21 protein-coding genes are annotated in these 23,466 nt (G+C 66.0%); 9 read left to right on the forward strand and 12 right to left on the reverse strand.

Annotation, left to right across the window (positions count from 1 at the left end):
- Positions 1-42: 42 nt before the first annotated feature.
- The gene (locus tag WJ12_RS22080) at positions 43-723 is read right to left on the reverse strand and encodes an HAD family hydrolase (RefSeq protein WP_034188515.1); all 681 of its coding nucleotides are present in this window, start codon (positions 721-723) and stop codon (positions 43-45) included.
- 23 nt (positions 724-746) lie between these two features.
- Positions 747-1,691, reverse strand: a complete 945-nt coding sequence (locus tag WJ12_RS22085) for a choline ABC transporter substrate-binding protein (RefSeq protein WP_059559919.1) — start codon at positions 1,689-1,691, stop codon at positions 747-749.
- A gap of 259 nt (positions 1,692-1,950) precedes the next feature.
- Here WJ12_RS22085 and WJ12_RS22090 point away from each other — a divergent pair, with 259 nt between their 5' ends.
- The 3 genes from WJ12_RS22090 to WJ12_RS22100 all read left to right on the forward strand — a co-directional run bounded on the left by WJ12_RS22090 (position 1,951) and on the right by WJ12_RS22100 (position 4,047).
- Positions 1,951-2,631 carry an MgtC/SapB family protein gene (locus WJ12_RS22090; RefSeq protein WP_034188513.1) on the forward strand — a complete coding sequence of 227 codons (681 nt, stop codon included), beginning with the start codon at positions 1,951-1,953 and terminating at the stop codon, positions 2,629-2,631.
- A gap of 44 nt (positions 2,632-2,675) precedes the next feature.
- Positions 2,676-3,443: a DeoR/GlpR family DNA-binding transcription regulator gene (locus tag WJ12_RS22095; RefSeq protein ID WP_034188512.1), complete on the forward strand. Its 768-nt coding sequence runs from the start codon at positions 2,676-2,678 to the stop codon at positions 3,441-3,443.
- A gap of 280 nt (positions 3,444-3,723) precedes the next feature.
- Positions 3,724-4,047 carry a winged helix-turn-helix domain-containing protein gene (locus WJ12_RS22100; protein ID WP_034188511.1) on the forward strand — a complete coding sequence of 108 codons (324 nt, stop codon included), beginning with the start codon at positions 3,724-3,726 and terminating at the stop codon, positions 4,045-4,047.
- 24 nt (positions 4,048-4,071) lie between these two features.
- Here the strand turns inward: WJ12_RS22100 and WJ12_RS22105 are convergent, their stop codons facing one another.
- From WJ12_RS22105 to motA, 6 genes are all read right to left on the reverse strand, one after another.
- Positions 4,072-5,409 carry a DUF2325 domain-containing protein gene (locus tag WJ12_RS22105; RefSeq protein ID WP_059559916.1) on the reverse strand — a complete coding sequence of 446 codons (1,338 nt, stop codon included), beginning with the start codon at positions 5,407-5,409 and terminating at the stop codon, positions 4,072-4,074.
- Between the two features lie 117 nt (positions 5,410-5,526).
- Complete coding sequence (locus WJ12_RS22110) at positions 5,527-6,009, reverse strand: hypothetical protein (RefSeq protein WP_059559912.1); 483 nt, start codon at positions 6,007-6,009, stop codon at positions 5,527-5,529.
- 198 nt (positions 6,010-6,207) lie between these two features.
- Positions 6,208-7,425, reverse strand: a complete 1,218-nt coding sequence (locus WJ12_RS35135) for a S1 family peptidase (RefSeq protein WP_167361894.1) — start codon at positions 7,423-7,425, stop codon at positions 6,208-6,210.
- 28 nt (positions 7,426-7,453) lie between these two features.
- Positions 7,454-8,908, reverse strand: a complete 1,455-nt coding sequence (locus WJ12_RS36470) for a hypothetical protein (RefSeq protein ID WP_167361895.1) — start codon at positions 8,906-8,908, stop codon at positions 7,454-7,456.
- 407 nt (positions 8,909-9,315) lie between these two features.
- Positions 9,316-10,251 (reverse strand): flagellar motor protein MotB, encoded by a 936-nt coding sequence (gene motB / locus WJ12_RS22115; RefSeq protein ID WP_034188509.1) that lies wholly within the window; start codon positions 10,249-10,251, stop codon positions 9,316-9,318.
- A gap of 27 nt (positions 10,252-10,278) precedes the next feature.
- Positions 10,279-11,148 (reverse strand): flagellar motor stator protein MotA, encoded by an 870-nt coding sequence (gene motA / locus WJ12_RS22120; protein ID WP_034188508.1) that lies wholly within the window; start codon positions 11,146-11,148, stop codon positions 10,279-10,281.
- 350 nt (positions 11,149-11,498) lie between these two features.
- Between motA and WJ12_RS22125 the strand changes: the two genes are divergently transcribed.
- Positions 11,499-12,425, forward strand: a complete 927-nt coding sequence (locus WJ12_RS22125) for a patatin-like phospholipase family protein (protein ID WP_156444811.1) — start codon at positions 11,499-11,501, stop codon at positions 12,423-12,425.
- Positions 12,426-12,566: 141 nt separating this feature from the next.
- Here WJ12_RS22125 and WJ12_RS22130 read toward each other — a convergent pair whose 3' ends face one another.
- The 3 genes from WJ12_RS22130 to WJ12_RS22140 all read right to left on the reverse strand — a co-directional run bounded on the left by WJ12_RS22130 (position 12,567) and on the right by WJ12_RS22140 (position 16,080).
- Positions 12,567-14,048 carry an aldehyde dehydrogenase family protein gene (locus WJ12_RS22130; RefSeq protein WP_059559906.1) on the reverse strand — a complete coding sequence of 494 codons (1,482 nt, stop codon included), beginning with the start codon at positions 14,046-14,048 and terminating at the stop codon, positions 12,567-12,569.
- 22 nt (positions 14,049-14,070) lie between these two features.
- Positions 14,071-15,021, reverse strand: a complete 951-nt coding sequence (gene speB / locus WJ12_RS22135) for an agmatinase (protein ID WP_034188505.1) — start codon at positions 15,019-15,021, stop codon at positions 14,071-14,073.
- A 174-nt stretch (positions 15,022-15,195) separates the two neighbouring features.
- A complete protein-coding gene (locus WJ12_RS22140) occupies positions 15,196-16,080 on the reverse strand; it encodes a helix-turn-helix transcriptional regulator (protein WP_034188504.1) in 885 nt (294 codons plus the stop codon).
- A 198-nt stretch (positions 16,081-16,278) separates the two neighbouring features.
- On the opposite strand from WJ12_RS22140, the gene WJ12_RS22145 reads away from it, so the two are divergent.
- The 4 genes from WJ12_RS22145 (at position 16,279) to WJ12_RS22160 (ending at position 20,502) form a co-directional block, all read left to right on the forward strand.
- Positions 16,279-16,623: a cupin domain-containing protein gene (locus WJ12_RS22145; protein ID WP_006484551.1), complete on the forward strand. Its 345-nt coding sequence runs from the start codon at positions 16,279-16,281 to the stop codon at positions 16,621-16,623.
- An 85-nt stretch (positions 16,624-16,708) separates the two neighbouring features.
- Positions 16,709-18,172, forward strand: coding sequence for an NAD(P)/FAD-dependent oxidoreductase (locus tag WJ12_RS22150; protein WP_034188503.1), 1,464 nt, complete (start codon positions 16,709-16,711; stop codon positions 18,170-18,172).
- A gap of 87 nt (positions 18,173-18,259) precedes the next feature.
- A complete protein-coding gene (locus WJ12_RS22155) occupies positions 18,260-19,450 on the forward strand; it encodes an MFS transporter (protein WP_059559904.1) in 1,191 nt (396 codons plus the stop codon).
- 131 nt (positions 19,451-19,581) lie between these two features.
- Positions 19,582-20,502, forward strand: coding sequence for a LysR family transcriptional regulator (locus tag WJ12_RS22160; RefSeq protein WP_034188501.1), 921 nt, complete (start codon positions 19,582-19,584; stop codon positions 20,500-20,502).
- 15 nt (positions 20,503-20,517) lie between these two features.
- On the opposite strand, the gene WJ12_RS22165 is transcribed toward WJ12_RS22160, so the two are convergent.
- On the reverse strand, positions 20,518-21,348 hold the full coding sequence (locus WJ12_RS22165; RefSeq protein ID WP_034188500.1) for a helix-turn-helix transcriptional regulator: 831 nt from the start codon (positions 21,346-21,348) through the stop codon (positions 20,518-20,520).
- A 237-nt stretch (positions 21,349-21,585) separates the two neighbouring features.
- On the opposite strand from WJ12_RS22165, the gene WJ12_RS22170 reads away from it, so the two are divergent.
- Positions 21,586-23,310 carry an amidohydrolase gene (locus WJ12_RS22170; protein WP_059559901.1) on the forward strand — a complete coding sequence of 575 codons (1,725 nt, stop codon included), beginning with the start codon at positions 21,586-21,588 and terminating at the stop codon, positions 23,308-23,310.
- The last annotated feature ends 156 nt before the right edge of the window (positions 23,311-23,466 follow it).

A 23,466-nucleotide genomic window follows, 5' to 3' on the forward strand; every position in this document is an offset into this window, starting at 1 on the left:
CCCTCCAGACATGAAAATGGACAGCAGAGAATATCGCCCGAATCAGAACAACTTCATGACAGGCCAGCCGCGTTTGCCGGCGACCTGGGAAAGCTTCGAGTCGGGATTGGTCGCGACCGGATGCGTGACGTAGTCGAGCAGCGGCACGTCGTTGATCGAATCGCTGTAGAAGTAGGTCCGTTCGAAATCGGACGGCAGGTAGCCGAGCGATTTCAGCCATGCCGCCGTGCGCACGATCTTGCCTTCCCGGAAACTCGGCACGCCGATGCTGCGCCCGGTGAACCGCCCGGCCGGCGTGCCGTCGTCGGTATCGAGCTCGATGCCGAGCAGGTGCTCGATCCCGAACTCGGCCGCGATCGGCCGCGTGACGAAGACGTTGGTCGCCGTCACGATGCAGCAGAGATCGCCGTTCTCGCGATGCCGGTCGACCAGCGCGCGCGCCTCCGGTGTAATCGCCGGCCGGATCACCTCGTCCATGAACTGCGCATGCCACCGTTCGAGCTGCGCGCGCGAGTAGCGCGTGAGCGGCGCGAGCGTCACGGCGAGATACGCATCCATGTCGAGCGTGCCGGCCGCATAGTGGCCGTAGTGCTCGTCGATCAGCGCCGTGTGCGCGTCGTCCTCCTGCCAGCCGACCCGCGTGATGAAGCGGCTCCAGGCCTGGTCGCTGTCGAGCGGCAGCAGCGTGTGATCGAGGTCGAACAGCGCGAGATTCTTGTGCATGGGCCTTTCCCTGTATGGCGTATTTACGCGCCGATGAGCTTCTCGATCGCGTCCCTGGCGTTTTTCCCGTCGATGGTCGTGACGCCGTCGAGCCACTTCGACAGCACGCCCGGGTTCTTCTTCGCCCATTCCTTCGCGACCGCGACCGGATCGGCGTGATTCATGATCGACACCATCAGCTGGTTTTCCTCGTCGGTCGTGAATTTCAGGTTGGTCAGCAGCCGGCCGACGTTCGGGCAGCGTTCGAGATAGCCGGGCGTGACGAGCGTGTAGACCTTCGCCGAGCCGTAGTTCGGACCGAACACGGTGTCGCCGCCGTCGAGATACGCGATCTTGTAGTTGATGTTCATCGGATGCGGCTCCCAGCCGAGGAACACGATCATCCGGTGTTCCTGCACCGCGCGCGTGACCTGGACGAGCATCCCGGCCTCGCTCGATTCGACCAGCTTGAAGCCGCCGAGCCCGAATTCGTTCCTGTCGATCATCCGCTGGACCAGTGCATTGCCGTTGTTGCCGGCGCCGATCCCGTAGATCTTGCCGTCGAGCTGGTCGCGGAATCTGGCGATGTCGGCGAAGCTCCTGAGGCCCTTGTCCGACGCATACTGCGGCACGGCCAGCGTGTAGCGCGCGCCGACCAGGTTGGGTTGCGGCAGCAGGTGCACGGCGCCGGCATCGACGAACGGCTTCACGGTCGGCGTCATGCTCGGATCCCAGTAGCCGAGGAACGCATCGATCTGCGCCTTCTTCACGCCGGCCAGCACGATCGGCGGCGACGCGATCGTCTTGGTTGCCTCGTAGCCGAGCCCGTCCAGGAGCATCATCGCGACGCCGGTGGTGGCCGCGATGTCGCTCCAGCCCACATCGCCGAGGGTCACCTTCCTGCAGGTATCGCCCTCGGACGCATGAGCGGGTGCCGTTAAAAATGCCGCCAGCAGCGTCGCAGCCAGCATCCATGCTTTCTTGATCATGATGGTCTCCTAAGCAAGTGTTTCGGATCGTGTTACCTGATTGGTCTGACGATTGATCGTGTGGATCGGATGAAACAAACGAACCTGGGTCTGGCTTTGTCGTTTTGCGTACCGTATATTAGAACGCACAAAATCGCAAGATTGCACAAAAATACAACCCGGCGAACGCGAAGGCGGCCGGGCGAAGCCGGGGCGAGCCGCGCAGCGGTCCGTGCGGTCCGTGCGTCATCAAGTGAATCCGTCAGGAAGGAGTGTTCGAATGATCAGTCAGCTGGAAATCGTTTCCCGCCTGTTGCTGGCGGCCCTGCTCGGCAGCATCGTCGGCATCGAGCGCGAGCGTCTGTCATGGGCGGCCGGGTTGCGCACGCATATGCTGGTGGCCGTGGGCGCCGCGCTGGTGATGATCGTGTCGGCGTTCGGCTTCGCGGATATCCAGGAGGCGAAGAACGTGTCGCTCGACCCGTCGCGGGTCGCCGCGCAGGTCGTATCGGGTATCGGTTTTCTCGGCGCGGGGTCGATCATGTTGCGCGGCGAGATCATCCGCGGGCTGACGACCGCGGCGAGCCTGTGGGTCGTCGCGGCGGTCGGACTGGCGGTGGGCGGCGGCATGTACGTGGCCGCGATCGCCGCGACGGCGATCGTGCTGGCGATCCTGGCCGGGCTGAAGCCGATCGAGAAGCGCTTTTTCGCCGCGCGGCAGCGCTGGGGCGTGCGCATCCTCGCGAGCCGAGGCGCCGTGAAACTGACGTCGCTGCAGTCGATGCCCGGCATCGACCAGGCGCGCATCGTCCAGTTCATCATCGAGCAGGACGACGAGACACCCGACGACGACCGCATCCACGTGGTGTTCTCGAAGATGACGAGCCGCGAATTCCAGGTGGTCCGTCAATCGCTGCAGACCCTCGTCGGCGTCAAAAAAATGGAAGAAAGCGCCGGGTAGACGGCCGTTCGAATAAGATTGACAGACTTTTCCGAGGACATTACATGTGGCAAGAAGAGCGATACCAGAGGATCCGGCTTCTGTTATCGAAGATGCAGCGCGTGTCCACCGACCGAATCATGGCCGACCTGAACGTGTCGCGCGAAACCGTGCGCCGCGATCTCGTCGACCTCGAGGCGCTCGGTGAACTGAAGCGTGTGCACGGCGGCGCGGTGCAGGTCGGCGACGAAGCGCCGATCGCCGAGCGCGCGCAGACGCACGTGAAGGCGAAGCTGGCGATCGCGCGCGCGGCCGCGCGGCTCGTCACGGGCTCGCAGACGCTGTTCATCGACGCCGGCACGACCACCACGCTGCTGGCCGAGGAACTGGCGAAGTTGTCGGGCCTCACGATCGTCACGAACTCGATCGACGTCGCGCTGAAGATGCGCTCGAGCGACCCGGCGCAAGGCAGGAACGAAACGATCCTGCTCGGCGGGATGATTGGCAGCCGCGCGGCCGCGACGGTCGGCGACGGCACGGTCGCCGAGATCTTCCGCTACCGCGCCGATCTCGCGCTGCTGTCGCCGGTGGGCGTCGATGCCGTTCGCGGCGCGACGAACTACGACCGGATGGAAACCGAGGTGGCGCGCGCGATGGTGAGCAACGCGGCGGACGTGGCGATCCTGGCCGATTTCAGCAAGCTCGGCACGAACAGCCGGATCAGCTTCTGTGAGCCCGCTCGGATCGGCACGCTGGTGACCGACCAGAAGGCGGAATCGGTCGACAGCTACAAGCGCATCAGGAAGGCCGTCGGGAACGTCGTGCTGGCATAGCGCCCGCGGGCAGGGGCGATCGGCTGCCGTCTACCGTCCATGGGGCGCGCCGTTTGCACCCGGACCGCTGTCGGCCGACGACGGCGCGCCGCCGCCGTTCCCGGGCGCCGACCGGCTGCCCGCGCCGCGCTGCGTGAAGCGGCTCGCCGGCATCGTCGCGCGCCTGCCGGGGGCCGGGCGGCGTTTTCCGTGCAGGCCATCGTGTATGCTTGCCCGCATCGATCACTCGGCGGACAACATGAAGACTTCGGCACACCCCAAGCCTGAGGTGCGGTTCAGGATGCGTATCCAGCAGGCCGACACGATCGCGCTCGGCCCGGGCAAGGTCGCGCTGCTCGAGGCGGTGCGCGAGCACGGTTCGATTTCGGCGGCGGCGCGCAGCCTGAAAATGTCGTACCGGCGCGCGTGGCTGCTGATGGACGAACTGAACCGTTCGCTGAAATCGCCCGCGACGGTGTCCGAGCATGGCGGGCAGAGCGGCGGCGGCAGCGTGCTGACGCCGGTCGGCGAGGAGATCATCCGCCTTTATCGCGGGATCGAGGCGCGCGCTTACGCGGCGTGCGCGGACGACATCGCCGCGCTCACGAAAATGGTGCGTCGCTGACGGGTGCGTTGTGCCGGCGCTGGCCTACCCGTGCCGCAGGCAGAAGCGTGACGGGTCGCTCGCGGCGCCATCCGGCGCGATGACGTCGCGTGCCCGTGCATCGAGCCGACCGATCAATTCGACGAAGCTCGCGACGCTGGCGGTCCGCAACGGGTAGTACGCGATGTGGTGGCGTTCGCAGATACGCTTGAGCAGGTTCATCGAATCGTGATCGATGCAGTCGACCGGGAAGACGACCATCTGCGCGCCCGGCAGCGCGGCGGCCAGCAGGCCCTTGCGATCCTCGACGCCGCCGTCGTGCAGCGTCACTTCGCCGCCCGACGCCTCGACGATCCGCCGGATCGCCCGGTTCGAACCGGGCCGCCCGCCGACGTAGACGACGCGCCTGCCCTGCAGCATCGACAGCGCATTCGTCGCCGGGTCGGCCGCCGACGCCTGCACCGCCTGTTCGATCGCGCTCGCCTCCGCGCGCAGCGTCTTCACCATCGCCGTCAGGTCGTCGAGCCGCGCGCGCATCGCGCGGGCGCTCGCCTGTTCCGCGGCGATCCGCTCCTCGGCGGCCTCGCGGCGGCTCGTGTGCAGCGCAAGCCGTTCGTCGCGCGCGGCCAGCGCCTCGCGCAGTTCGTGCACTTCGTCGCGCAACGCGCTTTCGGCGGCCAGCGGCCGCGCGTGGTGGCGGGCGTGGAGCGCGTCCCGTTCCTGCAGTGCTGCGTCGCGCTGCGTGCTCATCTCGTGCAGGCGTGCCTGCTGCCGTTCGAGCTTCGCATGCAATGCCGCGTTCTCTTCCTCCAGCGCGACCAGCCGCCGGATATCGGCACGATTGGCCGCGCCGACCAGGTGCGACAGCATGTGCAGGTCGCCGAATGCGGCCTGGCGCACGCCCATCGTCGTGCGCGGATGCGTCATCAGTGCCCAGTACGCGGGCGGAATGTCGCCGCGCTTGAGCGCTTCCTTCCAGCGCGTGAGCAGTTCGTCCGCGTCCTTTGCGTTGTCGAACGCGCGTATCGCGCCCGCATGGCGTTCGTCGAGCGCCTTGTGCAACGCCTTGGCGCCGGCCGTGCCGTCGATCGCGAGCGCGACGGCCGCGTGATGGATGTCGAGGTCGGTCGCACGCTGCCGGTCGAGGTCGGTGAACTTCGGCACGAGCTTGCGCAGTTCGTGCGTGGTCAGGCAGGTGCCGATGATCGAGCAGTGCAGGTTCGCATCGAGTTCGGACAGGCGCGCGCGGCGCTTCAACTCGGCCTGTTGCGCGCGGGACGGCGCACAGCACGCGTCGATCCGCGCGCCGGTGGCCGTGGACGGAAGGCCGCCGGACGACGGGAGATCCGCCGTGCGGGCCAGGCGAAAGGGCGGAGCGTGCATGTTGACCTCTATCCGGCACGATCGGACCGGAGACGGATGCGCGAAAGATTTTCGAAATATACCACGGAATATAACGGGAACAATTCCGGGGAAACCATCGGGCGATGCGGGGGATGGTCAGCAGGACAGCGCCGGACGGCAGGGTTGCGGTAGCGCGGCCGGCGCCGCGGGCGAAAGGGGGAGCGATGCCGGCGCGTGGCGCGCCATCACGGATTCGACGCACAGCCCGACGAACAGCACGTCGACGCGCTCGAGCGCGGCAACCGCGTCGCGCATCGCGGCCGGGTCGTTGCTGAACGAATCGGAAAACACGTCGTCGCGCGTGCGTTCGAGGCCGCGCGCGTGGCCGATCGCGCGTTCGAGGTCGGGCAGGCGCGTGAAGCGGGCGTCGCGTGCGTCGCGTTCGAGCGTCGCTAGCAGTTCACGAAAGCCCATTGCCGACAACGCTTCGTCCGGCATCGCGCCGGTGTGCGCGGTGGAGAGCATCCGGATGAAACGCACGATGCTGCCGCGCAGGCGCCGGAACGCGTCGACGACATCCGTGACCTGCCGCGCCCGGGTGTCGCTCGACAGCGGCTTGAGTACCCTGATCTTGCGCATAGGTGGCTGGTCGTGTGTGGCGCGTAGTAGAACGCGATCTGTCGGAATGTGAGGCGTGCTGCGTCTCCGGTTATCGATATATTCTATTGGATATATCAATGGCGGGGCCGACTGATAATGCACCGCTGAAGCTGCTGAGAGCCAGGAGACGTGTTCGAGCGACGCGTGAATCGAGAAAGCGGAAGACTTCGGTGTTGATTAGCGCGTTCCGTCGGTGAGGGATTTCAGTTGTGTATCGATCCAGGACCGGATAGCACCGTCGAGGCGAACGTAAATTCCACCGTCACCACAAGCAGCCAAGCCGGGTGTTTCGATCGCCCGCGAAGTAATGGCAGCCAGAACAAAGGTTTTGGCGCCGGTGATCGCGTCTTTGCTTTCTACAAACAGAGGGCCGCCGCTGTCGCCGTTGCATGTATCCCTGCCAAGCAAGGGGTGTCCCGCAACCAGTTCGAAATGGGCATTACAACCGTAATAGGACGTGTCGCTTGCGCGGCCGCTTGGTCCTTGAACGACACCGGTGCAATCCGGCGACGCGACCGGAAGATCAACCATCATCTTGCGACCGGTGACATTGTCTTCCGTACGCCCGAAGCCGACGGCTCGCAGCGTCGTCGCATTATTAATTTCAGCTGGCGCGGCGATCCTGGTCGGTTCGATCCCATCCGGAAAAGCATTCTCCATGAAGACGAGGCCAACATCGGCCATGGTCGCTCGCGGTGAGCCGCACGTTTTCATGACAGCCGTGGACTTGACTCTATATTCGTCACCATTGCCGAGCATATCGGCTCCGACGAACACAGATTCAGTTGCGCCGTCACATATGCAGTGCTGCGCGGTCAGGACAGCGCTTTTGCCGATCACAACGCCGGTGCATAGTCCTTTACCCGTGAGGGCGACCGTATTCACGAATTGTTTGGTTGGGAGCCCGCCGTAGACGCGATCGCGAGATTCGCTTAGCAAGACTAGGAGATTGCGGGTGAATCGTGGATCGCTATCGGTTTTGGTTGGTAGGCGGGAGGGTATCGGTCGCTCTCCACCGTCGACGGGAGTGCCCCCGACGATATCGACGATCGACGAGTGCAACTGCTGCGCGGTTGCTTCCGACAAGTCTTTCGAGTTGTTTCGGAGGTAGCTGGAAATTTCGTTCATCGCTTTGGGTGACGACAGAATACTCGTCGGATAGGCAAGCGCTAGTGCCTTACGAAGCTCAGTAGTGAAGGTTGGTGTTCCCTTTTTTGCGAGTATGGACGCATAAGCGTTCGCCGCGCTTGCTGCCTTTTGCTGTGCATCGACAAACCCTTGGCCGACAATCGGTGTTTGAACGATTTCCTTGTTGTCGTCGGCGCGGCATGTATTGATAGCGGAAAATATTGTCAGGCCGATGTATACAGTTGGAATAACGTGTCTCACGTTCATGAGTAATATCCCCGGATATCTATTGCAATTAGCCAATTTCTGGATCGGGAACAGGGAGCCCCGCCTTGCGATACGCATCGTTGCGGCTGATCTTGGCTTTGAGTAATCCGATTCTCGCTGTCGCAACTTCGGAGCGCGGCGCATTAGCAGCCAAAAGCTCATCTAGTGAGTCTTGCGCACCTTGAACTGCCAGATCGGCGAGCATGACCCCTTGCGCGTTTTGCCGAGCGATATCTTGGGCAGTCTGGCGAGCCTTTTCCTGTTCCGACGGAAGCAGCGACTTGGCGGAGGTTTTGAGCGTTTCCTTGGAGTCGTCGATGGCCTTCGCGAATACTTTTGCCCACTCGGCGCCATGACGAGTTTCCGTCAAGGTTACGTTGGAGAGAAACAAACCGACAGGTGTACGTTTGTCGGTCAGATTGCACCCAGTTAGACGGTTGTCGGCCGTCACGCGGTAGTTCGGGCAGATTTGAGCCGCCCATGCTACTGATTCCCGACTGATCAGGGCGTTGTCTGTCGCGATGTCGAGACGAGCGCTTTCTGCTGCAAGATCGTGAATACATCTTTCATCGTAGTATTTATGATCGGCCGGAAGGGTCTTGTTCTTGCTCTGAATATCGGTGCAATATTTGCGCAGTATTTGCTGTACTTCAGGACGAGAGAACTCGTCGGGCCGGGGTTCCGGTTTGGCGCGTCTCGATTGCCAGTCGGCATCGAGGATGGTGGCGGCCATGATTTCCCGTGCAGCCTTTTTTTCACGTTGCTTGCGTTCCGCTGTGATATCGGGAAACGACGATGGAAGCGATATTGGGCCGCTGACGAGTCGGCTGAGCGCTGCTGCGCCGAGTTTTCCGTCAGGACCAGGCGACTCGACGGTCATGGTGAATGTCGCAGATGCGAACGGAGCGGACGACGAAAACTGAGTCAGTGACACCGAAACGTTGTAGTCACGTTTTGAAGCAGAAAAGATAGAGCGGCTTTCCACTCTGAGACTTTCTACATAAATTGGCTGTAGTCGATACACGCCTTTGTCGTTGTCGCTGTTAATTAATTTTGCTTCGAACCTGAAGTACGGGGTTTGCAAGCCGGCCAGATCTCCAACGGCCCAGATGCCGAATTCGGGGGCACTTTTCGAGCCCTCAAAGACACCTCGAACGACCACAAGACATCGAATTTTTTTTGATGAATACAGTCCACCAGTTACATCGATCTCGTAAAGGTGGTCATCGATACTTGCAGAACTGGTTTCCGCTTTGTCGCTCACCGCCTTCGTAAGGGCCGCACTGGCATAATCGATACTGGCACCAATGGCATAGGGGATGAGCGCAGCCGCGATTGGAAACATGCGATTACCTGTGTCGCTGACGCGCGGTTCACTTGGACAATGTTCCATCCAAGTGACACGGGTTTGGAGCCCTTGCGCACATGCGAGCGGACATAGGAGCATTGCGGCCAGAGCGACCGTCAGTTTTTTGATGAACATGGCTACCCCCGAACGCGCCCATTTTGTATATAGCTGATTTGAATTTCTTTGTCATCGTGCAGTTTGAGTGATAGGTGATGGTTGCCGCGGATGCAAGCAACAATAGTGACTGCGGATAGCAGGAAACGTCGATGAGATTGATCAGATGATTGAGATCGTGCTGAGAGTTATCCAGTTGCGTCGATATGTCGAAGACGTTCTGTTCTCAAATGCGGGCTCCACGAGGGTGCAGGCGAATCCAGCGTCGAGAGTGAGGCGAGATATCGGGGCTACTGAATACAAGCAATATTTGGGCTGACCCGCATCACTTCAAAAAAGACGACACCGTGCCGCAAGGCAGGATGTCGTCAACGGCCTGAACGGCCGCGCTCATCGGTTGACCGTCGCCGGCTGCGGCCGCGCGCGCGTCACGGGCGGACGGCAGGCACGATGCCGGGCGTCTCGCCGACGGTCGTGCGGCCACCGTCGCGAAAGAACGCCTGCTCGGCGGCATTGTTCATGACGAGGATGCTGATGCGGCGATTGGTCGGCTCGTCCGACACGTTCCGGTCGAGCGGCAGCACATCCGCGAGCCCGCGCACCTGCAGCAGCTTCGCTTCCCGCAACCCGCCGGCGACCAGCGCGCGCCGCGCGGCGTTCGCGCGATCGCTGGACAACTCCCAGTTCGAATAGCCGGTCGGGCCGCCGGGATAGGGCGTCGAATCGGTATGGCCGGCGATCGACACGCGGTTGTCGACCTCGTCGAGCGCCGCGCCGACTTGCGCGAGGATCGCGGTCGCATAGCTTTCCGGCTGCGAACTGCCCGACGCGAACATCGGCCGCTTGAGCGAATCGACGATCTCGATGCGCAGGCCCTCGTGGGTGATCGCGATCCGGATCTGGTCCTGGTAGGCGCGCAACGACGGACTCCGTGCGATCGCCGCGGTCAGCTTTGCCTTCAGGCGCTCGAGTTTTTGCGTATCGGCGTTGTCGGCGACGGCTGCGGGCGAGCTGGCCGGCACCGGTTGCGCTTTCGTGTCGATGGCCGGCGCGGGGTCCGACAGGTCGCGGCCGCCACCCTGCACGACGCTCGGGCGCGGCGCCTGGGCGTCTTTCCCGCCGGACAGGAGCGTCGACAGCGGCGTATTGAAGTAGTCCTCGATTCCTTGTTTGTCATACTTCGAGACGGAGCCGAGCAGCCACATCAGCAGGAAGAACGCCATCATCGCCGTGACGAAATCGGCGTACGCGATTTTCCATGCACCGCCGTGGTGGGCGTCATGGTCGCCGCCTTTCTTGCGGCGCACGACGACGCGCGATGCCGAGGCGGGCTGCTTCGACGAACTGGAGCGATGGTCGGCCATGGCGTGTTCCGTTTCCTCGCGTATCCGTTATGCCGCCTTGGGCGACTTGGTCGCGCGGACGGCGTCGTCGAGCTCCTTGAAGCTCGGGCGATCGGCGGTGAACAGCACCTTGCGGCCGAACTCCACCGCAACCGACGGCGCGTAGCCGCTCATCGACGCGAGCAGCACGGCCTTCACGCACTGGAACGGCTTGGCCGCGGCACGGCCTTTCGCGTTGAGCAGATCCGCGAGCGGACCGATGAAGCCATAGGAGAGCAGGATGCCGAGGAAGGTGCCGACGAGCGCGCCGGCGATCATCTTGCCGAGCACGGCGGGCGGCGCGCCGACCGAGCCCATCGTATGCACGACACCCATCACCGCGGCGACGATGCCGAACGCCGGCAGGCCGTCGGCCATCTTCTGGATGGCGTTGGCCGCGACCGACGCCTCCGCATGATGCGTATGCAGCTCTTCATCCATCAGGTCCTGCATCTCCAGCACGTTCACGTTGCCGCTCGACATCATCCGCAGGTAATCGACGATGAAGTCGAGCAGGTGATGGTCGGCGAGCACATGCGAATATTTCTGGAACAGCGGGCTTTGTTCGGGCGCATCGACGTCGGCCTCGAGCGCCATCATGCCGTCCTTGCGCGCCTTGTGCAGCAGCTCGTACAGCAGCGCGATCAGTTCGACGTACTGCTGTTTCGTATAGCCGCCGCCCTTGAAGCAGGTCGGCAGGGTCTTGATGGTCTTCTTCAGCGTCGTGACGGGATTGCTGACGACGAACGCGCCCAGCGCGGCGCCGAAAATGCACAGCAGCTCGAACGGCTGCAGCAAGGCAGGCAAATGGCCGCCCACGCCGACAAAACTGCCGATCACCGACCCGATCACGACGATCCATCCGATGGCTACAAACATGATTACCTCGTCCGCGACGTGCGCTGCTGGTTCCGTTGTCGATAAGCGGGCGGGACAGCCCGGCTGTCTCGCTCCATGCCCGCGACGCGATGCCGGTCGGCGGGTGTTGATGCAATAACGGCGCGCGTCGCGGCGGCTGAACCCGTGATTCCACGCATCCCGCGCGATTCGTGCCTGGCACACGTTTGCGGGCGCCGAAGCGCGCGATTTTGTTGATCGAGGTCAAAAAGTACGTGGCGATCGCGCGAGTTTCCGAGTGGAGGCGACCCGGAAACGTCGGCATCCGAACGGCCTGGCCCGCACGCCGGCAGGGTTTTCATCAGGACATCCAACGCGCCGCACGATCCATCATGGAGAAAGCGCTGTCGCAGCCAACCGCAGGAGGGTGCCCCGTGAATTCCGATTCCACGCCTTCGACCGCCTTCGTGTTCGCCGGCGGCGGCAGTCTGGGCGCGATCGAGGTCGGCATGCTCCGTGAGCTGATCGCGAGCGGCGAACGGCCCGATTGCGTCGTCGGCGCGTCGGCGGGCGCGATCAATGCCGCCTATTTCGCGGGCCGGCCGGACAGGGACGGCGTCGCGATGCTCGCCGCGCTGTGGTGCAGCATCCGCCGCCAGGACATCATGCCGTTCTCGATGCGCGGCATCGTCGCGATGCTGCTGCGCAACCGGCCCCATCTGGTCGAGGCCGACGCGCTGCGCCTGCTGCTGGAAAAGAACCTGCCGTACCGGCGGATCGAGCAGGCCGCGCTGTCGCTGCACATCGTCGCGACCGACGTGCTGAGCGGTCGCGAAGTCGTGCTGTCCGCCGGCCCGGTCGTGGATGCCGTGCAGGCCAGCGCGGCGATTCCCGGCGTGTTTCCGTCGGTCCGCATCGGTGGCGTGGAACTGGTCGACGGCGGCGTCGCGAACAATACGCCGATCTCCGTCGCGATCGCGCTCGGCGTCAAGCGGATCGTCGTGCTGCCGGCCGGGTTCGCCTGTGCGTTGCGCGTGCCGCCGCGCAGCGCGATCGCGCATGCGACGCACGCGCTGACGCTCGTGATCGCGCGGCAACTGGTGCGCGATCTGGAGCTGTACGCGGCCCGCGCGCACATCCATGTCGTGCCGCCGCTCTGCCCGCTCGAGGTGTCGTCATACGATTACTCGAAGTGCGCGCAACTGATCGACGCGGCGGCGCAACGCACGCGGGCGTGGATCGATGCCGGCGGGCTCGCGCAATGTGCGATTCCCGACCCGCTGCGCGAGCACGATCACGCCGCGGCGCTGTCGCATTGAGGCGCGCTCGCGCGCCGCTCGAACGCGTGACCGGCGCACGCGGGCCGCCGGTCCTCTGCCTGGAAATCCGACGTGTACCTGAAAAAAACGGCACCGTGCCATCCGCCACGGTGCCGCCAACGGCCTGAACGGCCGCACGGGTCAGTCGATCGCGCGCATCGCGTGGCGCAGTTCCTGATAGCTGCGCAGCCCGGTGACGCCGAGTTCGCGGCCGATCCCGCTGAGCCCGAAGCCGCCCCAGCACACGTGCGGGTAGATCAGCTGCGGCGCATTGATCCACACGAGCCCCGCCCGCACGCGCTGCTGGAATTGCTTCGCGACGTCGGCATCGCGCGTGACGACGGTCGCGACGAGCCCGTAACGCGTGTCGTTCGCGAGTGCGATCGCTTCGTCGTCGGTGCGGAACGATTTCACGCAGGCGACGGGGCCGAATATTTCGTCGGTCCACAACGGGTTGTCGGCGGCCGGCTCGGCGATCACGACGGGCGCCATGAAAAAGCCTTCGCCGCCGGCCTCCGCGACCCGTCCGCTGAACGCAATGCGTGCGCCCGCGTCGATGCCCTGCTGGAGCATCGCTTCGACGCGCGCACGCTGTGCGGCCGAGATCAGCGGCCCCATCGCGACCTGTTCGTCGGTCGGCGGCGCGACGACGAGTGCGCGCACGGCCGTCTCGAACGCGGTCATGAAGCGGCGGTAGAGGCTGTCGTGCACGAGAATGCGCGCGGTGGCCGAGCACATCTGGCCCGCGTTCGTGAACGCGCCCGCAATCGCGAGCGGTATCGCGACGTCGAGATCCGCATCGTCGCGGACGATCAGCGACGACTTGCCGCCGAGTTCGAGCGTCACGCGCTTCATGTCTTCGGCCGCGGCCCGCATCACCTTGCGGCCGGCCGCCGTGCTGCCGGTAAACGAGATCTTGTCGATCAGCGGATGCGCGGTCAGTGCCGCGCCGACCTCGGCGCCGCCGTTCACGACGTTGACGACGCCGGCCGGCACGCCGGTTTCGGCGACGATGTCGAGCAGCGCGTGCTCGGTCGGCGACGTGAGTTCGGACGGCTTCAGCACGACCGCGCAGCCGGCCGCGAGCGCGGGCGCGAGCTTCCACGCGGTCGTGACCATCGGGAAGTTCCACGGCGTCACCAGGGCGGCGACGCCGACCGCGTCGTGGAACCGCTCGGCCGTGACGGCGTCGCTCGGCAGTGCGACGGGCTCGGCCGCGAACAGCGCTCGGTCTTCGCACAGCTTCGCGTAGTACGCGAACGTCGCGGCGACGTCGCCGACGTCGGCGTCGGCCTCGAACGGCGGCTTGCCGCTGACCTGCATCTGCAGCGCGGCCAGCCGGTCGCGTGCGGCTTCGACGCGCTCGGCGATCGTCGCGAGCACGCGGCCGCGCGCGGCGGGCGGCGTGTCGCGCCAGCCGGCGAAGGCGTCGCGCGCGGCGCGCACCGCGGCGTCGACGTGCGCGGGCGTCGCGAATTCCTGCCAGCCGATCGCGTCGCCGGTCGATGCGTTGAAGATCGGCGCGCCGGCCGTGTCGGAATGCGTGCGGACCGGCTGGCCGGCGATGCGCGCGGCGGGCAGCACGAACGCGGTTGCGGAACGGGAAAGTTCGGCGGTGGACATGGGCGTCATCCTGTCGGTCGGGTTAGCGGTAGGCGACGCCCGGCATCACGCAAAGCATCTCGAACGCGAGGTTCGCGCCCGTGAGCGCGGTGGTGCCGGCCGGATCGTACGGCGGCGACACTTCGACGAGGTCCGCGCCGACGATGTTCAGGCCCTTCATCCCGCGGACGATTTCGAGGCCCTGCTGAATGGTGAGGCCGCCGATTTCCGGCGTGCCGGTGCCGGGCGCGAACGACGGGTCGAGCCCGTCGATGTCGAAGCTCAGGTAGACCGGCGTGTCGCCGACGCGTTCGCGCACCTGCGCCATCAGCGGCACGAGCGACTTGTTCCAGCATTCTTCCGCCTGCACGACGGTGAAGCCCTGCTCGCGGCACCAGTCGAAATCGTCCGCGTGGTAGCCGGTGCCGCGCAGGCCGATCTGCGTGACCTTGTCGCATTGCAGCAGCCCGTCTTCCACCGCGCGGCGGAACGGCGTGCCGTGCGCGATCTTCTCGCCGAACATCGTGTCGTTCACGTCCGCATGCGCATCGATATGCACGACGGCAACCTTGCCGTACTTTTTATGCAGCGCGCGCAGGATCGGCCATGCGATCGTGTGGTCGCCGCCGAGCGTGATCGGCCGGCAGCCGTTCGCGACGATCTCGTCGTAGGCCTCCTCGATGCGGCGCACCGAGTCCTTCAGGTCGTACGGATTGGTCGCGACGTCGCCGATGTCGGCCACCTGCAGCGAATCGAACGGCGCCGCGCGCGTGGCCATGTTGTACGGGCGCAGCAGCACGGATTCGGTGCGGATCTGGCGCGGGCCGAAGCGCGAGCCCGAGCGGTTCGACGTGCCGAGGTCGAGCGGCACGCCGACGAAGCACACGTCGAGGCCGTCGGTCGTCGCGGCCTGCGGCAGCCGCATCATCGTGGCGATGCCGCCAAAACGCGGCATGTCGTTGCCGCCCATCGGTTGATTGAGTTCGCGGGGCATGGGGGCCGTCTCCTTTTTCCAGGGTAAAGCGATCGGCCGATGGTAGAGGAGAACGCCTGCGCGAAGATTTTGAAGTCGCAACGTTTACATCGACGGGTCTCGATGCGAGTGGCGCCGCCGCATCGACGCCGCGCAACCGAAGGCGGCCGCGCGGCCGGCGCGGGCGGCGGGCGGTCAGCGGGAGAGGACGGGCGGCGTGGCGGCGTCGTGCGATCCGGCGGAAGGGAACGCGGTGGTGGCCGAGCCCCACGCGGCGAGTTCGCGTTTGGTCCGCACGCCGAGCTTCGCGAACGCGCGCTTCACGTACGACTCGGCCGACGCGACGCGCACGCCGAGGATGCCGGCGGTCTCGGGCACGGTCTTGCCGGAGAGCAGGTGCTTGCAGGTTTCGTATTCGCGTTTCGACAGCTTCACGCCGTCGGCGGCGATGCGCGCGTCGAACTGCGCGAGCGGATGGATCTCCGGTGTCGGATGCGCGACGCGCCGCACGGCGGTGGTCGACGCGTGGAGTTCGAGCAGGGGGAACAGCACGTCGCTGATGCCGCGGAAGCGGTTCATCTCGGCGAGCGTGAACGGCGGCCGGTCGCGGCCGCGCTCCAGCGCGATCGAGTGCTGCGAATAGCGCGTGCCGCGCGCGAGCACGCATTCGTGGCCGATCTGCACGTCGTCGAACAGCCGCTGACGGAATTCGCCGGGCGGGATCGCCGCGATGTCGCGCACGACGAGCATCGTGCCCGTCTTGCCGCGCAACCCGGCGAACAGCGGGTCGCTGTCGAGAAAGCGCTCGTAGTAGAGCGTCATCACGTCGGAGATTTCATGAGGGGCGGTGCCGATGCCGCTGCTGCCGATCCATTCGCATCGGTAGCCGGTGGGCATCGTGCCGTCGACGCGCGAGCGTTCGACGTGCGCGACGTCGAGCGGCACGACGTCGTTCAGCAGTTGCGTGAGGCGCGGCACGAAGTGAGGCGTGCCGACCGTCTCGATCAGCTCGCCCAGCGCCTTGAACGACACGTTGAAGCGGTCGTTGTCGCGGTGGAAGGGGTTCACGTTGAGCAGCATGCGGTTCCCCGGTGAAAAGCGGCGCGATTGTAGCGTCGGCAACGGAAAACGTCATTAGGGGGAAACACCGTCGGTTGTCCTGCCGACCTGCGCGCCCCCGCAAAACATCGTTTGTCCCCCCTGAAGGGGGGCATACCGGGGCAGTGTAAATGAGTAACTTTGTCTCTGCTTTTTTCAATCAAGAGACGAAAGATTCCGATGACCAAACTGATCAAGGACATCCTGCCGCTGGGCGCAGGCGTGGGCGAATTCACGAAGCTCGACTTCGGGATGGACGAAAGCGACTGGCGCGCGGCCGAAGGCAAGAGCGGCAACTACATCGTCGGCTGGTGGGAAGGCAAGGCCGGCTCGGTGGAGTTTCCGGAAACCGCGGCCGACGAAGCGGTGTGGCTCGTCGAGGGCCGGATCGCGCTGACCGACGTCGAAGGCAACCGCAAGGAATTCACGCCGGGCCAGGGCTACCTGCTGCCGGCCGGCTTCGCGGGCCGCTGGGAGACGATCGAGGACGCGAAGAAGTTCTACGTGCTGCTCGAACAGTCGTGATGTCCGAAGCCGCCGCCGGGGTGTCGTCGTCCGTGTGACGCGCATCCGGCGGCGGTTTCGTTTTTCGCGTGTGATGGCTGAGATCATGGAAATGGAAGTCAACGAAGCAAAACAGACCGCGCCGGTGCAGGCGCCGCGTGGCACGCCGGTCGCACCGGTCGCGCTGGGCGTCGCGGCGGCGCTCGCGAATACCAGGCTGTTCCCGTACTGGCTCGACAACCCGGCCGCGCCGGCCACCGAGCCGGAACTCGTCGGCGACGTGACGGCCGACCTGCTGATCGTCGGCGGCGGCTTCACGGGGCTGTGGTCGGCCGTGCAGGCAAAGGAACAGATGCCGCACCTGAACGTGGTGCTGATCGAGGCGGGCAAGGTCGCGCACGGCGCATCGGGCCGAGCGGGCGGGATCATCTCGACGTCGGTGATGCACGGGCTGCCGAATGCGGTGCGCGTGTTCCCGAACGACATCGCGGAACTCGAGGCGTTCGGCCATCACAACCTCGATGGCTTCGAGGAAACGCTGAAGCGCTACGACATCGACGCCGACATCGAGTGGAACGGCGAGATGACGGTGGCGGTCGATCCCGAGCACCTCGCGCACCTGAAGGGCGACTACGACCTGCATCGCGAGTACGGCCACGACGTCGTGCTGCTGAACCGCGAGGAAACGCTCGAACAACTGAATTCGCCGCTGTTCGCGGGCGCGCTGTGGTCGCGCAACCGCAGCGGCATCGTGCATCCGGCGAAGCTCGCGTGGGGGCTGAAGCGCGCGGCGCTGTCGCTCGGCGTGAAACTGTACGAGCACACGCCGCTGACGACCGTGACCGACGAAGGCGGCACGGTGTTCGTGACGACGCCGAAGGGCAGCGTGCGCGCGCCGCGTGTCGTGTTCGGCAGCGGCACCGCGAAGGTCGGGATTCCGGACATCAACCGCCGCGTGATGCAGGTGCGCGATCACGTGCTCGCCACCGAGCCGCTGACCGACGAGCAGCTCGCGCGGATCGGCTGGAAGAATCGCCAGGGCGTGTACGACACGCGCACGCAGCTCAACTATTTCCGGCTGACGAAGCACAACAACATCATCTTCGGCGGCCTCGTCAGCTATCACTTCGACGGCGATCCGGAGCCGCACCAGGACGGCCGGCGCGAAACGTACTACCGGCTCGCGGAAGCGTTCTACCGCACGTTCCCGCAACTGAGCGACGTGCGTTTCTCGCACGCGTGGGGTGGCCCGATCGATTATTGCTCGCGCGGCTCGGTGTTCGCGAAACGCTATCTCGGCGGCAAGGCCGTGTTCGTCGCCGGCTATACGGGTTTCGGCGTCGCGGCGAGCCGGTTCGGCGCGTTCATGGGGCTGAACATCCTGTTCGACCGCGACAGCCCCGAGCGCAAGCTCGACATCGCGAACCAGAGCCCGAGCTACATCCCGCCGGAGCCGATGCGCTGGGTCGCCGCGAAGATCACGTTCCACGCGTTCGACGGCGCGGATGCCGAAGGCGGCTGGAAGCGCGCGTGGATCAGCGGCCTCAAGGCGATGGGCTTCCCGATGTAAGCGACACGGCGGCCCGGCCCGGGCCGCCGCCCTATCCAACTCCCCCGAGGAGACGGTCCGCGCCGCGGACACGGAGAGAGACATCGCATGAACGTTGTGAATCTGCAGGATGAAGCGCGGCAGGAAAGCGCGTTGTTCGTCGTCGTGATGCTGCTGCTCGGCATCCTCGGACCGACGGTCTTTCTCGGCCTGCCCGCGATCGTCGGGCAGGTCGAGCGCCATTGGGGCTTCGGCGAAGCGGCGCTCGGGCTGTCGAGCTTCATCGAGGTGCTCGGCGAATCGACGGGCACGCTGCTCGTCGCGTTCGTGCTCGGCCGCCAGCCGGTCCGGCTCGTGCTCGCGGGCGCGGTGGCGCTCGCGGCCGGCGCGAATCTCGGCACGCTCGCGACGCACGGGCTCGCCGCCTATTCGACGCTGCAGTTCGTCGCGGGCGTCGGCTCGGGCGGGCTGAACGGGATCGCGCTGCGCTACCTGTCGTATTCGCGCGCGCCGGAACGCAATCTCGGGATCATGCTGATGGGGCAGGTGATGTGGAGCATGGTGCTGCTTGCGTATGTCTTCCCGATGCTGAGCGGCACGTGGGGCGCGCGCGGCGTGTTCGGTTTCGTCGCGTGCGTGCTCGGCATGTTCGTGCTCGCGACACCGCTGTTCCGCCGCGGCGAGACAATGGCCGCGCCGACGCCGGTCGGGGTTGCCGGCCGCATCGACCGCCAGGGCGCGATGCTCGTGCTGTGCGCGCAGCTCGCGCTGTACGGCGGCGTGGGCGTCGTATGGACCTTCCTCGAGAAGATCGGCACCGATGCGGGCCTGAGCGGCAAGTCGGTGTCGCTCGTGCTCGGCATCGCGAACGTCGCGAGCCTCGTGATCTGCGCGGCGATGCCGAAGCTCGGCGCGGGCGCGGGCCTGCGTCGCTGGACGCTCGTGAACCTCGGCGGCTGCGCGGTCGCGGCCGTGCTGCTCGCGATGCCGGCGTCGGTCGCGACGTTCACGCTCGGCGCGATCGTGTTCATCGGCTGCTGGACCGGCGGCGCGCTGCTGATCTACGCGACGATTCCGCAGTACGACCTAATCGGCCAGTCGGCCGCGCTGTCGCCGGGCTGCGTCGCGCTCGGCTATGGAGTGGGCTCGGTCGCGGGCGGGTCGCTGATCGAGCGCGCGGGCACGCAGTCGGCATTGATCGCGGCGATCGCGCTGTGCGCGGCGGCGTTCCTCTGCTACGGGCGGCTGCGGCCGGCCGTGTTCGGCATCGCGCGCCCGCTCGCGGCGGTATCGGAGTGACAGGGTTGCGACGCGCGCCGCTGCCGATGGCGGCGCGCGTCCCGTTCGGTTCATCGGCGAAGGCGGCGGGCGGGGCGCGCGAGGCGCGCCGTGCCGGCCGGGCAACGCGCGTACGCGCAGCGGCTTGACGCATGTTTTCGAATACCACCGATCTCGATCTCCGGCTCATCCGGGTCTTTCTGGCCGTCGTCGACGCACGCGGCATCACGGCTGCCGAGGCGTCGCTCGGCGTGCGGCAGTCGACCATCAGCACGCAGCTGTCGGCGCTCGAGGCGCGCGTCGGCTTCAAGCTGTGCGATCGCGGGCGCGGCGGCTTTCGGCTGACGTCGAAGGGCGAACGCTTCGCGGCCACGGCGCGTACGCTCGTCGCGGCGACCTCCGAATTCGTCGCGCGCGTGCGCGACATCGACCGCAAGCTGGTCGGCACGCTGTCGATCGGCCTGATCGGCCAGGCGCCGCTCGTCGAGAACGCGCGGGTGGCCGACGCGATCGGCGCGTTCCGCCAGCGCGACCAGGCCGTCACGTTCTCGATGAAGGTCGCCTCGCCGCAGGAGCTCGAGGAAAGCCTCGTCAACAACCAGCTCGATCTCGCGATCGGCTATTTCTGGCATCGCGTGCCGGGCCTGCTCTATACGCCGCTGTTCACCGAGCAGCAGGTGATCTATTGCGGGCGCGGGCATCCGCTGTTCCATGCGTCGCGGCCCGTGACGGCGGACGATCTGCAGCTTCACGACTGGGTGTGGCGTACCTACCCGGTGCCGGAGGAGCAGTATCCGTTGCCGGAGCGCCGCGTGACCGCGAGCGCGGACAGCATCGAGGCCGCGACCATTCTGATCCTGTCGGGCGGCCATCTCGGCTATCTGCCCGCGCACTACGCGGAGCCGTTCGAACAGCGCGGGCTCGTGAAGGCCGTCGGCCGCGCGACGTTCAGCTTCGACGTGCCGCTGCATCTCGCGATGAAGCGCAGCACGAGCGACAAGCCGATCGTCGACGCGTTCTGCGAGGACTTGCTGCGCGCCTTCAACATCAAGGCGGCCGCGCTGGCCGCGTAAATCCGGGCCGCGCGCTCAGCAGTCGACGAGCGTCCAGTCGAACAGCTCGCGGCGCGTGCGCACGCCGAGCTTCGCGAACGCGCGCTTCACGTACGACTCGGCCGTCGACAGCTTCACGTCCAACTGCTGCGCGGCCTCGGGCACCGAGCGCCCGCACAGCATCAGCCGGCAGATCTCGTGCTCGCGGCGCGACAACTGCACGTCCTGGCGTTCGAGGCGCGCGTCGAAGCTCGCCTGCGATCCGACGTTCACCGATACCGTTGCCACGCGCCGCGCCGCGCAGGTACGCGCATGCAGCTCGAACATCGGGAACAGCAGATCGACCATCTGCCGGAAATGGAACAGCTCGTCCGTCGTGAACGCGGCCCGCCCGACGGCGCGCGCGAGCCCGAGCGCGTACTGCAGGTGCGCGGTGCCGTGCACGAGCAGGCATTCCTGCGCGATGCCGGGTTCGTCGAAGATGCGCCGGCGGAACTCGCCCTGCGCGATGCCGTCGACATGGCGCTGCACGAGCAGCGTGCCGGCCTTGCCGCGCAGCGGCGCGACCAGCGGGTCGGTCTGGCAATAGTGCTGGTAGTAAATATCCATCACGCGCAGTGTATCGGCCGCGACACGCAGGCTGCCGCTGCCGAGCCATTCGACGACGAAGCCCGACGTGCTGCCCGCGTCCGCGCGCCAGCGTTCGAGGTGCACGGCGTCGGCGTGGATGCTGTCGTTGACGAACGCGGTGACCGCGCCGACGAAATCCGGCGTGCCGACCGCACGCAGCGTCGCGCCGAGCGTGTCGGGGCGCACGCCGATCAGGTAGTGGCCGCGGGCGGCGGGGTCGGGCTGGAGCAGTCGCATGGTCGGGTGCAGGCGGTCAGGGGACAGCGCGACGTTACGCGAACGCCGCGCGTGCGTCAGCCGGGTATTCACCGGTCAACCCCGCGGATTTCGCGCGTTGTCCCCAAAACGACGACAAGACCGGGTACGCGGCGGCGTGAATTCGCCGAAGCCCCCGCGGCGGGGGGGCATACCGATGCGAATCGTCTGTCTATAGTGAAAGCACTTCGAAAACCTGATGACCACCGAGGACAGGCAATGCAGATTCAACCGACGCAGGTCGCCGCGACGCCGGCGGATTTCGTTCTGACCAACGCGAAGGTCTACACCGTCGATCCGCACCGGCCGTGGGCGCAGGCCGTTGCCGTGCGCGACGGCCGGATCGTTCACGTCGGCGACGTGGCGGCCGTGCAGGCGTACGTCGGTGCGCGGACGAAGGTCGTCGACGCGGCCGGCCGGCTCGTGCTGCCGGGCTTCGTCGAGTCGCACTGGCACTTCGAGACGACCGCGTTCGCGTTCCAGGCGTTCGTGAATCACGAGGATCCGCAGAAGGTGCTCGGCGCGCTGCGTGCCTACGTCGAATCGCATCCGGACGAGCCGGCGATCACCGGGATGGGCTGGGTGCAGGCGACGATCCCGCCAGCCATGCTGCGCAAGGAGACGCTCGACGCGATCTGCGCGGATCGCCCGGTGTGCCTGCTGTCGACGGATTTCCATTCGATGTGGGTGAACTCGAAGGCGCTGGAGATCGCCGGTATCGACGCGTCGACGCCGCCCGTGCAGGCAGGCGCGAGCTGGTTCGAGAAGGACGCGATGACGGGCGAGCCGACCGGCCTGATCGTCGACGGCGCCGCGTATTCGTTGCTGATGCAGCGGATCAGCGCGGCCGGCCTGCTGCCGACCGGCATCGATCTGTACCTGAAATCGATTCCGCCGTGGCAGAAGAAGCTGTGCGCGGCCGGCGTGACGACCGTGTTCGATGCCGGCTTCTTCGACGCGAGCGGCGACCAGTCGCTGCTGTACGAGACGCTGCAGACGATGGAGCGCGCGGGCGACCTGAAGCTGCGCGTGGTGGGCAGTGTCGCGGTGATCGGCGAGATCGACGATCCGGTCGGCACGCTCGTCCGGTATCGCGAGCAGTACGATTCGCCGCTCGTGAAGGCGCGCGCGCTGAAGCTGTTCCTCGACGGCACCGAGGCGAACCACACCGCCTACCTGCTCGAACCGTACGCGGATCGCCCCGACACCTGCGGCGCGCCGACGATGCCGGCCAACACGTTCAACCGCTATCTGGTCGAAGCCGATCGCGCGAACGCGAACGTGATGGTCCATTGCGTCGGCGACGCGGCGGTGCGAATGGCGCTCGACGGCTTCGACGAGGTCAACCGCGCGAACCCGCCGCGCGACCGCCGCCACGTGATCACGCACGCGTTTCTCACGCATCCGGACGACATCCCGCGCTTTCGCCGCGCGGGCGTGATGGCGAACACGCAGTTGCAGTGGGGCGTGGTCGACGCGTACACCGAGCAGCTGCGCGACCACTACGGCCACGCACGCTGGAGCAACATGTACAAGTTCCGCACGTTCCTCGACGCAGGCGTGACGGTGTCGATCGGCATGGACGGCCTCGCGTGCCAGTGCCGCTGCCAGCACAAGCCGCTCGAGCACATCGAGTCGGGCCACACGCGCCAGCTCGCGGGCGAACCCGACGCGCCGGTGTTTCCGGACATCGCCGAGCGTCTGAGCATTCCGCAACTGATCGCCGCGTACACGATCCACGGCGCGTACCAGCTCGGGATGGAGCACGAGGTCGGCTCGCTGACACCCGGCAAGCGCGCGGATCTCGTCGTGCTCGAGAACGACCTGTTCGAGGTCGGCCAATACGACATCGGCCGCATCGACGTCGGGCTGACGATGATGGGCGGCCGCATCACGCACGTGGGCAACGATTTCGGGGCACGCACGGGTATCCAGGCGTCCTGACCGGGCATCCCGGCTGACGACGCGGTGACGCCGGCTTTCAGGCGGCTTCCGTTTTCGCGGGCCGCCGCATCCCGGCCGGAACCGGATGCGCCGATTATGACGCGTGTCCCCCTATTGGCAGGGCAGACCGGCCAATTTCCTCTGGCTACATTTTCC

Source organism: Burkholderia seminalis, from assembly GCF_001718535.1.
Classification (GTDB): domain Bacteria; phylum Pseudomonadota; class Gammaproteobacteria; order Burkholderiales; family Burkholderiaceae; genus Burkholderia; species Burkholderia seminalis.